The following is a 16,274-nucleotide window of genomic DNA, read 5'->3' on the forward strand; positions in this document are numbered from 1 at the left end:
ATTATCAATCTGCCGTCAATTGATTGCGCGGCCATGTTACAACAACTTCCGCGCCCTGGCCGGGATCATTGCGATTTCGGAAGGTGATCGTGGCCCCCGAGCGCTCCAGCAGCGTCTTGGCGATGAACAGGCCGAGCCCCAGACCGCCACCATGTTCATTGGTCTCGCGGTCACGGCCAGTCGTATAGGGCTCGCCGATCCGGTCGAGAATATCCGGGGCGAAACCCTTGCCGTCGTCGCTGACGATGATCTCCACCACCTTGTCGGTCCAGCCCCAATTGACCTCGATCGTTTCGCGGGCAAAGTCGACCGCGTTCTCGACAAGGTTGCCAAGCCCGTAGATGATACCGGGGTTGCGGCGGATGATCGGCTCGATGCCTTCCCCGCGCAGTTTGGTCACCTTTATGTTGATGCCGAAATTGCGGTTTGGTTCGATGACTTCCTCGATCAGCGAGGAAATCTTCAACCGGGACATGTGTTCCTCGCTGGTCGAGGAAAGGCTCGTCAGGCGTTTCAGGATTTCACGGCAGCGTTCGGTCTGCGAGCGCAGGAGTTCGATGTCCTCGGCGTAGCGCTCATCCTGCTTGAGGCTGCGCTCCATTTCCTTGGCGACAAGCGCAATGGTAGCAAGCGGCGTGCCGAGCTCATGTGCTGCGGCGGCAGCAAGTCCATCGAGCGCCGAAAGATGCTGCTCGCGTTGCAGGATCAGCTCCGTCGCAGTCAGGGCGTCGGCGAGCAGGCGGGCCTCTTCGGCGACACGGTAGGCATAGACCGCAGTGAATGCCAGCGCCGAGACCACCGAGCACCAGACGCCGGCAATCAGCACGAAAGGAAGCTGCATGGTCTCGCCAGGATACCATGGCAGCGGGAGATAAATATTGGCGAGAAGCGTGGCGCAGATCGTGACAAGCAGGCCGAGTGCGGTGGTCGCGTAGGCTGGCAAAGAGGTCGCGGAAATGATGACGGGAACGATCATCAACACGGCGAAGGGATTCTGCAGGCCGCCGGTCATGTAGAGCAGTCCCGCCACCTGCAATATGTCAAAGGCGAGAACCGTAATCGCTGCACGCGGCTCGAGCCGGTGGTTGATCGGATAGCGGAACGACATCAGAAGGTTGAGCCATGCCGAGCAGGCGATCAGCGCAAAGCATATGCTCACGGGGAACGGAAATTTCAGAAAGAGCGCGACGAACAGTACGGCGATGCTCTGGCCCGCAACAGCAAGCCAGCGCAGGCGGATTAGCGTCGTCAACCGCAAACGGCGCGACAGATAAGATGAGCGAATGGCGATTTCCTGGACCATGCGGGAGCTTTAGAACAAAGCAGAGCCAAAGGGAATTGCAGAGTTGGTGGGGGTGCGTACTGTGGGAGAGATAAGCGCGGCGCTCACGTTCCCCGTGGCTTTGCCCTGGCGGTCGGCGATGCATTTGCCGGATCCTCCGGCCAGACGTGCTTGGGGTAACGCCCGCGCATGTCACTGCGCACATCGGCCCATGAGCCCCTCCAGAAGCCGGGCAAATCGCGCGTGATCTGGATCGGGCGATGCGCGGGGGAGAGCAACTCCAGCAACAGAGGGATCGTTCCGCCCGCAATTGCCGGATGTGCGGCAAGCCCAAACAGTTCCTGCACGCGTACGGCGAGCACTGGCTCTTCCCTCTCGTAGCGGATCGGAATGTTTGAGCCGGTCGGCACCTCGAAATGTGTCGGCGCGAGAGCGTCGATCTTGCGTTGGAGGTCATAGGGCACGAGTGACCGCAGCCCCTCGATCACGACATGGGCCGGAATCTGACCAAGCTGGGAGGAGCCCTTGAGGAAGGGCAACAACCAGTCATCCAACGACGCGATGAGAGCATCGTTATCCATGGCTGGCCAAGGCGAACCGAGACCCTTGTGCAACCACGCAAGGCGGCGGCGCAGGATCGTCGCTTCCCTCGACCATGGCAGAATGTCGAGACCGTGCGCGCGGACGGCGGCGATGACGCCAAGATCAGCCTCCTCGCCTGTCGGCGCGGGCAGTGTTTTTTCGGAGAGAGCAATCGCGCCGATACGGGTGGCGTCACGCGCCTGCAGAGCGTTGCGGGTCGGATCGTAAGTCACCTGCCGCCCGCTGATGATGCTTGTCGCGAGCGCTTCGCGGATTTCCGCTTCCGTCACTTCGGCAGCTGCAAGAATGCGCGTGCGCCCTGCACGCCCGGCGAGATCAGCCACGACGAGCCATGGCGACTTCGCCAACGATGTGGCGGGATCGACCTCGCCGCCGCGCCCGTTGGCAAGGGTGAACTGGCCATTGCCGCGCGCCTTGGCGATCCGGTCAGGATAGGCGCCGATGAGCAGGCGGCCGACACTGTCCGGATCTGCCGCAGCGCTGCCATTTCCCGCTAATCGCTTTGCTAGTCCGCGCGCCCGGGTTGCACGATCACCGCGCTCACGCTGGAAGCGGGAGAGGCGAACGTCAAGATCAATATCATTGCCGCCAAGGCCCCGTTCCGTCAGCAGCACCGCAAGTTCGGCAGCGCGTTGAGACTGCCCTCGCGCACGGGCTGTCAAAACCATATGGGCTAGCCGGGCAGGCAGAGCAAGCGCCCGCATCGCATTGCCCATGGGGGTCACGCGATTGCTTTCCAGCGCTCCGAGATTTTCCAAAAGCGCCTTGGCCTCCTTGATTGCAGGGGCCGGCGGCGCATCGAGAAAGGCGAGGTTTGTGGGGTCGGCAACGCCCCAGGCCGCGCAATCGAGGACCAGACCGGTCAGGTCCGCTTCCAGGATTTCCGGCGGGGCGAAGGCTTCGAGCGCTGCCGTCTGCTCGGCGCGCCACAGACGCAGCGCGCTGCCGGGCTCTGTGCGTCCAGCACGGCCCGCGCGCTGGTCCACGGCAGCGCGCGATGCGCGGACTGTTTCCAGCCGGGTCAATCCGGTGGCGGGCTCGAACTTCGGCAGACGCGCCAGGCCGCTGTCGATGACAACGCGCACGCCATCGATGGTAATCGAAGTTTCGGCGATTGAGGTTGCAAGCACCACCTTGCGCTTACCAGTCGGCGCGGGCTTGATCGCCGCATCCTGGTCGCGGCCTTCGAGTGCACCGTAAAGCGGTACGATCATCACATCGGCGGGCACGCGTCCTTGCAGCGTTTCGGCGGTACGTTCGATCTCGCGCTGGCCGGGCAGGAAGGCAAGGATGCTGCCGGTCTCGTCGGCAAGCGTATCGCGGATGGCCTTGGCCATGGCGTCCTCGATCCTCTCATCGGGATTGCGCGGCCGGTAGCGGATATCGATGGGGTAAGACCGGCCCTTGCTTTCCAGTACCGGGGCATCGCCCAGCAGTTTTGCGACCCGCGCGTCATCGAGCGTTGCCGACATCACCAGCAATTTCAGGTCCGGTCGAAGGGCTGCTTGTACATCGAGCGCCAGTGCAAGGCCGAAATCCGCATCGAGGCTGCGCTCGTGGAACTCATCGAAGAGCACGGCGGCGATGTCTTTCAGGTCGGGATCGTCGAGGATCATCCGCGCGAAAACGCCCTCCGTGACGACGAGGATGCGGGTTCTGGCCGATACCTTGTTTTCAAGCCGCATGCGGTAACCGACGGTCGCGCCGACGTCTTCGCCCAAAAGGCTTGCCATGCGGCTGGCGGCGGCGCGCGCGGCGAGGCGGCGCGGCTCGAGCAGGATGATTGTGCGGTTGTCCCGCCATGGTGCGCCAAGAAGATGCTGCGGAACGAGCGTGGTCTTGCCCGCGCCCGGCGGCGCGACCAGCACGGCAGCGTTGCCCGCAACCAGCGCATCATCAAGCGCTGGAAAAATCTCGGTTACGGGAAGGGCAGGCAGGTCGATCAAGGCGTTGTATCCGGCATTGCAATAATGTGGCGGTTTGACAGGGTTCCTGCTCACAAGTCCAGCAGCTTTTCGAGATCATTGGTCATCAATAACTGTGTGCACTTCATGAAACGAATCGAATAAGGGCATTTTTGTCGTCTGATTAAACTTTAGGCGAATTGTGCAGCGCAGCAAATTTTGAAAGGGTTGTATGCAATTGTAATCAGGATTTTGCACTTATGAATTTTCGCTTTTTGCTGCTTTTCGCAGCGCTCGGCCTTAGCGCCTGCAATGGTTCCGATTCTTCCGATCAGCAGACAAATGAAGGCACCTTCGTACCGCCTGTCGCTGTCGTCGACACCGGCGATACAAAGGCTATCGGTGACACAGGTGGCGGCAAAATTATTGAGCCGGAGCCTACCGCACAGCAAATAACCCGAATGAAGGCAGCCGACTTGCAAGCGCGGGGCAAGATCAACGAGGCGGCACTGGTCTTGAAAGAAGCAGGACTGATCAGCGAGGCCGCCGGGACGTTCAAAAGCGCTGGCCCCGACGAGGAAGCCTACAAGCTCTACGCGCCGGAAGATTATGTGGTTGAGGACAAGACCAAATATGATGGCTCGGCGGGCGCAAAGCTCGCGGCCGCCGTCGGTAATCATGACGGCTACGCCAGTTTCGTCGAAGTGCAGGCCTTCTTCGATTCTCGCTCGCCCTTGCCTGCCGCCAGAGCAAGGGCTGCGGCGAAGGTGCAGGTGGTGGAGTAGGACTGGGGCGCCTTGACAAAAGGCATGCCATAGGAGACGTGCCATTCCCGATAAGAAATGTCGTTCATTCGATTGACGATCCCCGGTGCTATCCCGATAGTGCGCACCTACAAAGCAGTAAGCTTGCACGAATCAAGACGCATCAGGGAGACAATCATGAAATCGCGCGCCGCCGTTGCCTGGGAAGCCAAGAAACCGCTGACCATCGAAACCATCGAGATCGGCGGTCCCAAGCCCGGCGAGGTGCTGGTGGAAGTCATGGCGACCGGCGTTTGTCACACCGACGCCTATACGCTCTCCGGCCTTGATTCCGAAGGCAAGTTTCCCGCCATTCTCGGCCATGAGGGCGCGGGCATCGTGCGTGAGATCGGCGCGGGCGTCACTTCGCTGAAGGTGGGCGACCATGTCATCCCGCTCTATACGCCAGAATGCCGCCAGTGCAAGACGTGCCTGTCGCAGCGCTCGAACCTGTGCACCTCGATCCGCGCCACGCAGGGCCAGGGCGTCATGCCCGACGGTACCAGCCGCTTCTCCTGCGATGGCGGTGAGGTGTTCCATTACATGGGCTGCTCGACTTTTTCGAATTTCACGGTTCTGCCGGAGATCGCGCTGGCGAAAGTGCGTGAGGACGCCCCTTTCGACAAGATCTGCTATATCGGCTGCGGTGTTACCACCGGCATCGGCGCGGTTATTTATACCGGCAAGGTCTGGCCGGGTGCCAATGTCGTGGTCTTCGGTCTCGGCGGCATCGGCCTCAACGTGATCCAGGGTGCCCGCATGGTCGGCGCCGACAAGATCATCGGTGTCGATCTCAATCCCGGCAAAGTAGAGATGGCCAGGAAATTCGGCATGACCGATTTCATCAATCCGAACGAGGTTGGCAACGACAAGGTCGTGCAGGCGATCCAGGAACTGACCGACGGCGGCGCTGACTTTTCCTTCGATGCTACCGGCAATACCAACGTGATGCGCCAGGCGCTCGAATGCTGCCACCGCGGCTGGGGCACCAGCATTGTCATCGGCGTTGCGGAAGCGGGCAAGGAAATCTCAACGCGGCCATTCCAGCTTGTCACCGGCCGCAACTGGCGCGGCACGGCTTTTGGCGGCGCACGCGGCCGCACGGACGTGCCGAAAATCGTCGACTGGTACATGGAGGGCAAGATCGATATCGACTCGCTCATCACCCACAAGATGCCGCTCGAAGAGATCAACACCGCCTTCGATCTCATGCATGAAGGCAAGTCGATCCGCAGCGTCGTGACCTTCTGATGAATGGCAGCGCCTACAAGGTCGTGTTGAGCGGACTGGACGAACTCTCGCCGCGCGACCTCTATGCCATGCTGAAATTGCGGGTGGATGTCTTCGTCGTCGAGCAGAAATGCCCCTATCCCGAGCTCGACGGCAAGGATGCCGATGCGCTGCATCTGCGTCTGCTTGCCGGCAAGGAGCTGGTGGCAAGCGCACGAATCAGGAAGCCGGCGAAAAGTGATCCGGCGGCGCGGATCGGCCGTGTCGTCGTCTCGCCCGAACATCGGGGCAAGAAACTTGGCGACCGGCTCATGGTCGAGGCGATCGCACAATGCGAACGGCTCTATCCGCAAAGCCCGATCAAGCTGTCGGCCCAGAGCCATCTGCAGCGCTTCTATGGGGCGTTCGGCTTCGTCCCGGTATCGGAGGAATATCTAGAAGACGATATTCCCCATGTCGACATGCAGCGGCCGGCGGCCCTTGCATCGGAGTAAACAGAGATGTGGAAGCGGCACAATCCTTTCTACCTTGCCGCTGCTGCTGGCGTTCTAGAGCTGGTTTTCTCGCTCGTGTTCGTGCCGCGCATTGCCTATGTTGCCGCCGCCAACGCCTTTTTCCTGGTCTATCTCGTTCTCTCCATCGTCAAGGTCCAGAAACTGACACCTGACTATCTGCGCCGTAACGCGGCCAAATCCGATGAACCGGTGTGGATCATTTTTGCGGTGACCCTCGGCACCGTCGTCGTTGCGGTCAGTTCGCTGTTTGTGCTGATCAATTCCGGCGAAGATCCGCATCCGCTTGACCTCTCGCTGGCGCTGGCCGCCGTTCCGCTCGGCTGGCTGACAGTGCACATGATGGCGGCCATTCATTATGCCCATCTCTATTGGCAGCCGGACGAGACGGCGGAGGGTGCAAAGCAGGCGCCCCGCAAACATGTCGGCGGGCTGGACTTCCCGGGAGACAATGAGCCCGGCGGGTATGATTTTCTCTATTTCTCCTATGTCATCGGCATGACGGCCCAGACATCGGACACCGCCATCACCAGCACCGAGATGCGCAAAGTCAACCTCGTCCACGCCATTGTTTCATACGTCTTCAACACGGTGCTCGTTGCCGCCGCGGTCAACGTCATCGTCTCGCTCGGCCAGTAAGAGCCCGTCTTGAAACTCTACTGCAGTGGTCATCTGACGCGGTTTTCTGCGCTTCCGGTGCTCACGTACTTTATGTACGCTGCGCTCCGGGTCTCGAAAACCACGCCACCTGACTCACCGCAGCGACTTTCCAAACGAACTCCAAACGGGAATATCCATGGAAACACTATCGATCGCCAAGAGTTTCGAAGGAATGCAAGGCGTCTATCGTCATCGCAGTGACGCCTGCCAGTGCGACATGACCTTTGCAATGTTCCTGCCGCCGCAAGCCAAGGATCGCCCGGTGCCGCTGCTCTGGTACCTGTCGGGCCTGACCTGCACGCACCAGAACGTCATGGACAAGGGCGAATACCGCTGTGCAGCGGCGGAACTCGGCATTGCCATCATCTGCCCGGATACCAGCCCGCGCGGCGACCATGTGCCGGACGAGAAGGACAATTGGCAGTTCGGCAGCGGCGCCGGATTCTATCTCGACGCTACCGAGGCGCCCTGGTCGACGAATTATCGTATGGCGAGCTATATCGGCGAAGAACTGCCGGAACTGATTGCGGCCAATTTCCCCGTCGATATGCAGCGCCAGGCTATTTTTGGCCACTCCATGGGCGGCCACGGCGCGATCACGCTGGCGCTGAAAAATCCCGGCCGGTTCAAATCTGTGTCCGCGTTTGCGCCGATCGCCCGGCCCAGCGTAGCGGGCTGGTCACGTCCTGCCTTCGAGAAATATCTCGGCGACGATGAGGCGGCATGGCGCGCCTATGACAGTGTCGCGCTGATCGAAGATGGCCACCGTGTGCCTGAGCTGCTGGTCGACCAAGGGAAGGCGGATGGCTTTCTCGACGATGGTTTGCGGCCATGGCTGCTCGAGGAAGCCTGCGAGAAAGCTGGCATTCCGCTGCAGCTCAACATGCGTGACGGCTACGATCACTCCTATTTCTTCATTTCCACCTTCATGGCCGATCACATCGCCTGGCATGCACAGCGGCTGGGATAGTTGCTACCGCGCGGCCATCCGCATGCGCGGGTCGCCGGCAAAGGTAGCGATGCTGAAGCCAAGCCGCAGATCCGGCAAATCGCAGATGGCGTTAACGCCATAATTGGAAAGGTGCAGGCGCCAGGTCGTCATGCGTATCGGACGCGGCATGGCAAAGACGCCGCAGGAAAGCAGAGCGAGATTGGCGCCGCCATTGGGATCGCGGACGGAGCGGTAGCGGATCAGTTCGATCCCGGCCTCATGCGCCTTGTCGGCAAGGTCAAGGCAGGCCGAATAGTCGGTGACGTGCATCCATCGCTCTGCCTGATCGGCAAAGGGCGCGACTGTCAGGTCGATCGCATGCGTCGTCGCAAAGCGCGCCTCGAAGGCGGTGAACTCGAGGGCATTGCGCGGCCACGGTGTCCCCGGACTTTCAATGAAGAAGAGCAGCCGGTAGAAGGCGGTTTCGGCGACGGCGGTTTCCACCATCTCGCTGGCATAGAAGACGCCAGGCGAATAGCCTTCGCGGCGGAATCGCGAATTGCCGGGATAGCGGCCATAGCGGAATGGCGTTGCCAACAGGTAGTCCAGATGAACGCAGGCAGGCGGCAGCGGCGGCTTGGTCGCTTCCAGTTCGTCTTCAAGCAAGGCCTGCTCGTCCAGCGTATCAACGAGCTTCATGGTCGAGACGCGATGCTGTGCCTCGACGAGGCGCCAGCAGGCCCCGTGGTTATCCCTGGATTCAGATCGGAGCGCGTCGGGCGTCCAGATAGGCGAGGACATGGGCGAGACCGTCAATGGTTTTGATCCGGTTGAGCGGCTTGCCGCCGAGCATGGTGTTGTCAGTTCGTATCCAGTGCCGGGCCACGGCATCATCACCGCCGACAATCGCATCGAGCGAGCGGTAGAGGCGGATGAAAAGCAGTGCGAGTTCGTAGCTCTTGCCGGTGAGCGGACTGCCGCTCTCGCTGCGCTTGAGCCGCGATATGCTGGGCTCGGAGAGTCCAACGATGGTGGAGAGTTCCTTGGCGGTCAGACCCAGCAATTCCGACGAACGCAGCAGGGCCTTGGAGACCACGGCGGTCTTCCCCGGGGGATCTGCAATCGGTTGCGCGGTGGTTCGCATGAGTCACTCCTTTCACTGGAAAGAAATATAGTAGGAATTTCTGGTGAAATCAAGCGATTGTCGATCATCTCTCCCCTTGTGGGATAGAAATCGCAAGAGAGGGGATTTGCCAATTGAACTACCCCTCACTTGGATTTTCCAGGGATTTAGCAAAGAGGTAAATCCGGGAAAATCCTTTCTCTCCCGCAAGGGGAGAGATAACCGACATCTGACGCCGCGATCGCCTACCGCCTCGCTGTAACTGTCATCGGCAAGCCGCCATCTGGCTGGGTCGTCAGTTTCTGCACCGGCCAGGGCTTGATGGACCCGGCCATATCGAAACGATAGCGATGGAGCAGTGTTGCCAGGGCGATGATTGCTTCCTGCAGTGCAAAGCTTGCGCCGATGCAGACGCGTGGCCCGGCCCCAAATGGCAAGTATTGAAACCGGTCGATCCTGTCGCGATTTTCCGGGTGAAAGCGCGAAGGCATGAAGGCATCAGGGTTGTCCCAGTAAAGCCGGTGGCGGTGGACGGTCCAGGGCATGACGAGGACGGCAGCACCCTTCGGCAACACGAGGTCCTTGTACTGGTCGTCCTCGATCGGTTCGCGGTTGATGGAGGGCGCGGGGGGATAGAGCCGCATGGCTTCCTCGAAGGCTGCCCGTGTCAGGGGCAGGGCGTCCAGCCATTCATGTGGAGGCGGAACGTCTGCCTGATCCATGAAGGCGTCGATCTCCGCTTCGATCAGGTCGCGCTCCCAATATGCCTGCGCCAGAAGATAGAGGGTCCAGCCGAGAGCTCGCGCTGTGGTTTCGTGTCCGGCGCCGATGAAGGTGATGATGTTGTCTTCGATCTCGGCGCGTGACAGACCATCCGGCCCTTCGGCTCGGAGCAGCAGCGTCAGAAAATCATTGGGGACCTTGTCGCCCTCCTTGTCCATGCGAACCTTGCGCATCTCGATCGTATTGGCGACGATCTGGCGGAAGAAGGCGAGCGCGCGGCGCCCGCGGATCTGGGTGAAACGCGGCAGCCAGCTTGGTGCACCGAGAAGATCGAGCGGATCAACACGGCCCATCGTCTCGAACAGCCGGTCGACCTCATGGGAAAACTGGTCGGGATCGCCGGCGATTTCGCCGGAAAACAGCGTTTCGGCAAGAATGTCATAGGTAAGCATCGTCATGTCGCGCGACACATCCGTCGTGCCTTCGAGACCTTCATAACGATCAGCAAAACTGTCTGTTGTCCGTTTCATCGCCTCGGCGAAGCCATGAATATGGCGCGGCGTAAACACGGGTGCCATTGCCTTGCGCGAGCGCCGCCACACCTCGCCCTCGGCCGTCAGCAGGCCATCGCGCAGGATGGGGCGCAGGATGCGCTGGCGCACCGCCGCCATCTTGTAGTTCTTGGCGTTGTCGACGAGCACGTGGCGGATAAGCCCGGGATCGTTGGCGATGATGGTGTGGGCGAACGACCAGTCGATGGACACCCATGGTTCGTTGTAGGAAGGCTCGCCCCACAATTCGAGTGGATTGCGGTAAATGGTGCGGATCAACCGCAGTGTACCAACCGGACCGGTGCGCGGGATCGGAGCGGGGGGGATGAATGCGGTTCGGGTGGTGGTTTCCATTGATGGCCTCCGGCACGATATGTGGGTAGAAATCGTCGAAAAGTCCACCAATTGGCCATGATCCGTGGATAGAGTGGGTGTCACGAATTGGAAAAACCGACATTAATCACTATATCTAATCCAGCAACCGGGCATGATTCGCCCGGACTATGATATAAGAACGGGCGCGCCGTTCTCCTTCCAGGAAAAGATTGAAATTATATGAGTGAAACACCCGAGATGACAGTCGAAACCTCGCTGGAATACGGCGCGGAATCCATCAAGGTCCTCAAGGGGCTGGATGCTGTCCGCAAACGCCCTGGCATGTATATCGGTGATACGGACGACGGGTCTGGACTGCACCACATGGTCTATGAAGTCGTCGACAACGCCATCGACGAGGCGCTTGCCGGGCACGCGACGCGCGTGACTGTGACACTCAATCCCGATGGTTCGTGCACTGTGACGGACAACGGCCGTGGCATTCCGACCGACATGCACTCCGAGGGTGTTTCGGCAGCCGAAGTCATCATGACGCAGCTGCATGCCGGCGGCAAATTCGACCAGAACTCCTACAAGGTCTCCGGCGGTCTGCATGGCGTTGGTGTGTCGGTCGTCAATGCGCTCTCGGTCTGGCTGCGATTGAAGATCCGCCGTCAGGGCAAGATCCACGAGATGAGCTTCACCCATGGTGTCGCGGACGCGCCGCTCAAGATCACCGGTGATGCTGGCGAAGAGACCGGCACCGAAGTATCGTTCCTGCCGTCGACCGACACGTTCACCATGGTCGAGTTCGACTTCAAGACGCTCGAGCACCGTCTGCGCGAGTTGGCATTCCTCAATTCCGGTGTTCGCATTCTGCTCGCCGACCGCAGGCACGCCGACCCGGTCGAGTTGGAGTTGTTTTATGAAGGTGGTCTGACCGCCTATGTGCGCTATCTCGACCGCGCCAAGAAGGAACTCGTGTCCGAACCGATCTATATTCGTGGCGAAAAGGACGACACCACGGTGGAAGTCGCCATGTGGTGGAATGACAGCTACCACGAGAATGTGCTGTGCTTCACCAATAACATCCCGCAGCGCGATGGCGGCACGCACCTTGCCGGTTTCCGCGGCGCGCTGACCCGTCAGATGACTGGTTATGCCGAGACGTCCGGCCAGGCAAAAAAGGCGAAAGTCACGCTCACCGGTGATGACTGCCGTGAAGGGCTGACAGCGGTCCTGTCGGTCAAGGTACCGGACCCGAAATTCTCATCGCAAACCAAGGACAAGCTCGTTTCCTCCGAAGTTCGCGCGGTCGTTGAAAGCCTCGTCAACGAGGCGCTTTCAACCTGGCTTGAAGAGCACCCCGCCGAGGGCAAGGTTCTTGTCGAAAAGGTGATCCAGGCGGCATCGGCGCGCGAGGCAGCGCGCAAAGCGCGCGATATCACCCGCAAGAATTCGCTCAGTATCAGCTCGCTGCCGGGCAAGCTTGCCGATTGCCAGGAGCGCGATCCGGCGAAATCCGAGATATTCATCGTCGAGGGCGACAGCGCCGGCGGCTCGGCCAAAGGCGGGCGCTCCCGCCAGAACCAGGCGATCCTGCCGCTGCGCGGCAAGATTCTCAATGTTGAACGCGTCAAGCTCGACCGCATGCTCTCTTCCGACCAGATCGGTACGCTGATCCTCGCGCTTGGCACCAGCATAGGCAAGGACGAGTTCAATCCGGACAAGCTGCGCTACCACAAGATCATCATCATGACAGACGCCGACGTCGATGGTGCGCATATTCGAACGCTGCTCTTGACGTTCTTCTTCCGCCAGATGCCGGAGCTGATTGAGCGCGGCCACATCTATATTGCGCAGCCGCCGCTCTATAAGGTGTCGCGCGGCAAGTCCTCACAATACATCAAGAACGAGACCGCCTTTGAGGAATTCCTGATCGAATCGGGGCTTGAGGAAGCATCGCTTGAACTGAGCACGGGCGAAGTCCGGGCGGGCGTGGACCTGCGTTCTGTCATCAATGACGCGCTTGCCGTGCGTCATCTCTTGCAGGGGCTGAACACACGCTACGACCGCGCCGTCGTTGAACAGGCGACTATTGCCGGTGCGCTCAACCCGGAAGCCATTTCCGATACGGCGAGGGCAGAGGCGCTGGTGACGGAAGTCGCCGGTCGCCTTGATATCATCGCCGAGGAAACCGAAAAGGGCTGGACCGGCCGGCTGGCAACACCAGATGACGGTGTCGACGGCTATATCTTCGAGCGCTCGCTGCGCGGGGTCAAGGAAACGGTCACGCTCGACATGGCTCTCTTAGGCTCTGCCGATGCACGCCAGCTCGACCGCTATTCTGCCCGCCTGCACGATATTTACTCCAAGCCGCCAGTGCTGCGCCGCAAGGAGAAGTCGGATTCCGTTGCTGGGCCGATCGCCCTGCTGGAAGCCGTATTCGCTGCCGGACGCAAGGGTCTGTCGTTGCAGCGCTACAAGGGTCTCGGCGAGATGAATGCCGACCAGCTGTGGGAAACGACGCTCGATCCGAACGCGCGTTCGCTGCTGCAGGTAAAGGTAAACGACGCCACCGATGCCGACAGCCTGTTCTCCAGGCTGATGGGCGACGACGTGGAGCCCCGCCGCGAGTTCATTCAGGACAATGCGCTGAGCGTGGCCAATCTGGATGTCTAGGCATTAAAATTGCGATGCGGGCGGTTGCATCGGGGGCAACCGCTCGCCTTTCGGCCATCCCCGAGTTGCGCCCGTCATTGGCCAAGGCTTTTTATACTTTTGTACAACAACTCTCTTGCCTGTTCGTCGGCGTCATGATCTTTTGTTGCAAAAGGGCGCGCGATGTCCGGGGAATTGACCAACCGATTGCCTCGCAAAAGTGGCCTGCCTTTTGAGCCAACCTGATCGGGAATCGAAATGCAGCCTGTCTTTGATGGTCACAACGATGTGCTTTACCGGTTGTGGAAACATTCAAGAGACGGCGCCGATCCGGTCGAGGAATTCATCGAAGGCACGACTTCTGGCCATATCGACAAGGTGAGGGCGCTGAAAGGCGGACTGATTGGCGGGCTGTGCGCCATCTATGTTCCGTCTGGCGATCTCGCGTTCAAGGCGCCGGACAGCAACGGGCATTATTCGACGCCGCTCGCAGCCCCGCTGGAGCGCGCGCCATCCCTTGATATTGCGCTTGAGATGGCGTCCATCGCGTTGAAATTGCAGCAGGCCGGCGGCTGGAAACTCTGCCGCTCCACCGCCGAGATTACCGAATGCATGAGCGATGGCATGTTCGCAGCTGTCCTTCATATGGAAGGCTGCGAGGCGATTGGCGCGGATCTGGCGGCGCTCGACGTCTTCTATGCGGCGGGGCTGCGTTCGCTGGGACCGGTTTGGAGCCGCAACAACATCTTCGCGCATGGCGTGCCCTTTGCTTATCCGATGGATCCGGATACCGGCCCCGGATTGACGCGGGAGGGTGAGGAACTCGTCAAGGCCTGCAATCGCCTCGGTATTCTCATTGACCTCGCTCACATAACGGAAAAGGGCTTCTGGGACGTGGCCCGCATCAGCGACCAGCCGCTCGTTGCCAGCCATTCCAACGTCCATGCGCTGACGCCTGTCGCCCGCAACCTGACCGACCGGCAGCTCGATGCAATCCGCGAAAGCAAGGGGCTGGTCGGGCTCAATTATGCGGTCGCGATGCTGCGTCCCGATGCACGGGAAAACGCCGATACGCCGCTGTCGGATATGCTGCGCCACGTCGACTATATGGTGAACCGCATGGGCATCGACTGTGTTGCGCTTGGCTCTGATTTCGATGGTGCTAAAATTCCAGGCGAAATCGGCGATGCAAGCGGTAACCAGAATTTTGTCGCTGCATTGCGGGATGCCGGATATGCGGGGGACGATCTGGCAAAGATCTGCCGTGAAAACTGGCTGCGTGTGCTGCGCTCAGCCTGGCACGAAGAAAACTAAAATCGCTCTAAAACAGGGAACAGAACAATGTCGATGAACCACATCAATTCGAAATTCCGGCTCCTTCTTGGCGGCGCGGCACTCTCCGCGATGCTGCTTTCCGGCATGCCGGCATGGGCGGAAACGCCAGCTGATACGCTTGTCGAGGCCTTTGCCATCGACGATGTCATCACGCTCGATCCTGCCGAAGCTTTCGAGCTCACCATGGGCGAAATCAACGGCAATACCTATGACAAGCTTGTACGGCTTGATATCAACGATCCTTCGAAGATCGTGGCTGATGTCGCCGAAAGCTGGACCGTTTCCGATGACGGCCTGACATACACCTTCAAGCTCAAGCCGGATCTGAAATTCGCTTCCGGCAATCCGATTACAGCCGAGGATGTTGCCTATTCATTCGAACGCGCCATCAAACTCGACAAGAGCCCGGCGTTCATCCTCACTCAGTTCGGTCTGAAGGCCGATAATGTGACCGAGAAAGCCAAAGCCGCTGATCCCCTGACCTTCGTTTTCACGGTCGATCAGCCTTATGCGCCGAGCTTTGTCTTGAACTGCCTGACGGCGACCGTGGCCTCCGTTGTCGACAAGAAGCTGATTTCCGAGCACGTGGTCGCTGACGATTATGGCAATGCATGGATGAAGACGGGCTATGCCGGTTCCGGCCCCATGAAGATCCGCGACTGGCGTGCCAACGAGATCATCGTTCTTGAGCGCAATGACAATTATTATGGCACGAAGGCTCCGCTCAACCGTGTCATATATCGCCACGTCAAGGAAAGCGCGGCCCAGCGTCTGCTGCTTGAAAAGGGTGACATCGATGTTGCCCGCAATCTTGAGCCGAACGATCTGGAGCAGGTCGTCAAGAACAGCGATATTACCACGACCAGTGCCGCGAAAGGCACGATCTACTATTTCAGTCTCAACCAGAAGAACCCGAACCTGGCCAAGCCGGAAGTGCGCGAAGCGCTGAAGTATCTGGTCGACTACGATGCGATCGGCGAGAAGCTGATCAAGGGCATCGGCGAGATCCACCAGACTTTCCTGCCGAAGGGAATCCTCGGCGAACTCGATGAGAACCCCTACAAACTCGATGTCGAGAGGGCCAAGGGGCTGCTCGAGAAGGCTGGGCTCAAGGACGGCTTCTCCTTCACGATGGATGTACGCAACAACCAGCCTGTTACCGGCATCGCCGAGTCCGTGCAGCAGACCTTGGCGCAGGCTGGCGTGAAGATGGAGATCATTCCCGGAGATGGTAAGCAGACGCTAACCAAATACCGTGCTCGCACCCATGATTCCTATATCGGCCAGTGGGGTGTCGATTATTGGGATCCGAACTCCAACGCTGAAACCTTCACCTCCAATCCGGACAATTCGGATGCGGGCACCAACAAGACCCTGGCCTGGCGCAACGCCTGGGATGTGCCGGATCTGACCAAGGAGACGAAGGCAGCTCTGCTCGAGCGCGATGGCGCCAAGCGCGCCCAGATGTATCAGGACCTGCAGAAGAAGGTTCTCGAAAGCAGCCCGTTCGTGCTGATCTTTCAGCAGACGGAAGTCGCCGGCCTCCGCTCGAATCTCAAGGGTTTCAAGCTCGGACCGTCATTCGATACGAACTACGTCTTCAACGTATCGAAGTAATCGGGCTCTGACCCAGGGCTGATA

13 protein-coding genes are annotated in these 16,274 nt (G+C 59.8%); 8 read left to right on the plus strand and 5 right to left on the minus strand.

The features are described 5' to 3' along the window. Positions 1-4: 4 nt before the first annotated feature. Positions 5-1,303, minus strand: a complete 1,299-nt coding sequence (locus tag CU102_RS17435) for an ActS/PrrB/RegB family redox-sensitive histidine kinase (RefSeq protein WP_106712380.1) — start codon at positions 1,301-1,303, stop codon at positions 5-7. A gap of 83 nt (positions 1,304-1,386) precedes the next feature. Continuing rightward, entirely contained in the window at positions 1,387-3,831 is a 2,445-nt protein-coding gene (gene hrpB, locus CU102_RS17440; RefSeq protein ID WP_106712381.1) for an ATP-dependent helicase HrpB, read from the minus strand. A gap of 218 nt (positions 3,832-4,049) precedes the next feature. Between hrpB and CU102_RS17445 the strand changes: the two genes are divergently transcribed. From CU102_RS17445 to fghA, 5 genes are all read left to right on the plus strand, one after another. Further along, on the plus strand, positions 4,050-4,574 hold the full coding sequence (locus CU102_RS17445; RefSeq protein ID WP_106712382.1) for a hypothetical protein: 525 nt from the start codon (positions 4,050-4,052) through the stop codon (positions 4,572-4,574). 156 nt (positions 4,575-4,730) lie between these two features. Continuing rightward, positions 4,731-5,843 (plus strand): S-(hydroxymethyl)glutathione dehydrogenase/class III alcohol dehydrogenase, encoded by a 1,113-nt coding sequence (locus CU102_RS17450; protein WP_106712453.1) that lies wholly within the window; start codon positions 4,731-4,733, stop codon positions 5,841-5,843. After that, positions 5,843-6,316, plus strand: a complete 474-nt coding sequence (locus CU102_RS17455; RefSeq protein ID WP_106712383.1) for a GNAT family N-acetyltransferase — start codon at positions 5,843-5,845, stop codon at positions 6,314-6,316. Before CU102_RS17450 ends, CU102_RS17455 begins: the two co-directional genes overlap by 1 nt. A 6-nt stretch (positions 6,317-6,322) precedes the next feature. Continuing rightward, a complete protein-coding gene (locus CU102_RS17460; protein ID WP_106712384.1) occupies positions 6,323-6,973 on the plus strand; it encodes a DUF1345 domain-containing protein in 651 nt (216 codons plus the stop codon). A 157-nt stretch (positions 6,974-7,130) separates the two neighbouring features. Next, positions 7,131-7,964, plus strand: a complete 834-nt coding sequence (gene fghA, locus CU102_RS17465; protein ID WP_106712385.1) for an S-formylglutathione hydrolase — start codon at positions 7,131-7,133, stop codon at positions 7,962-7,964. Positions 7,965-7,967: 3 nt separating this feature from the next. On the opposite strand, the gene CU102_RS17470 is transcribed toward fghA, so the two are convergent. From CU102_RS17470 to CU102_RS17480, 3 genes are all read right to left on the minus strand, one after another. Beyond that, positions 7,968-8,726, minus strand: coding sequence for an RES family NAD+ phosphorylase (locus CU102_RS17470; protein ID WP_106712386.1), 759 nt, complete (start codon positions 8,724-8,726; stop codon positions 7,968-7,970). Next, positions 8,686-9,069: an MbcA/ParS/Xre antitoxin family protein gene (locus tag CU102_RS17475; protein WP_106712387.1), complete on the minus strand. Its 384-nt coding sequence runs from the start codon at positions 9,067-9,069 to the stop codon at positions 8,686-8,688. Before CU102_RS17475 ends, CU102_RS17470 begins: the two co-directional genes overlap by 41 nt. 224 nt (positions 9,070-9,293) lie before the next feature. After that, the gene (locus CU102_RS17480) at positions 9,294-10,676 is read right to left on the minus strand and encodes a cytochrome P450 (RefSeq protein WP_106712388.1); all 1,383 of its coding nucleotides are present in this window, start codon (positions 10,674-10,676) and stop codon (positions 9,294-9,296) included. 201 nt (positions 10,677-10,877) lie between these two features. Between CU102_RS17480 and gyrB the strand changes: the two genes are divergently transcribed. The 3 genes from gyrB (at position 10,878) to CU102_RS17495 (ending at position 16,250) form a co-directional block, all read left to right on the plus strand. Next, positions 10,878-13,319 carry a DNA topoisomerase (ATP-hydrolyzing) subunit B gene (gene gyrB / locus CU102_RS17485; RefSeq protein ID WP_106712389.1) on the plus strand — a complete coding sequence of 814 codons (2,442 nt, stop codon included), beginning with the start codon at positions 10,878-10,880 and terminating at the stop codon, positions 13,317-13,319. A 237-nt stretch (positions 13,320-13,556) separates the two neighbouring features. Next, positions 13,557-14,612, plus strand: coding sequence for a dipeptidase (locus CU102_RS17490; protein ID WP_106712390.1), 1,056 nt, complete (start codon positions 13,557-13,559; stop codon positions 14,610-14,612). A gap of 33 nt (positions 14,613-14,645) precedes the next feature. After that, positions 14,646-16,250, plus strand: a complete 1,605-nt coding sequence (locus CU102_RS17495; protein ID WP_425351566.1) for an ABC transporter substrate-binding protein — start codon at positions 14,646-14,648, stop codon at positions 16,248-16,250. Positions 16,251-16,274 lie beyond the last annotated feature (24 nt).

The organism is Phyllobacterium brassicacearum (assembly GCF_003010955.1).
GTDB lineage: Bacteria > Pseudomonadota > Alphaproteobacteria > Rhizobiales > Rhizobiaceae > Phyllobacterium > Phyllobacterium brassicacearum.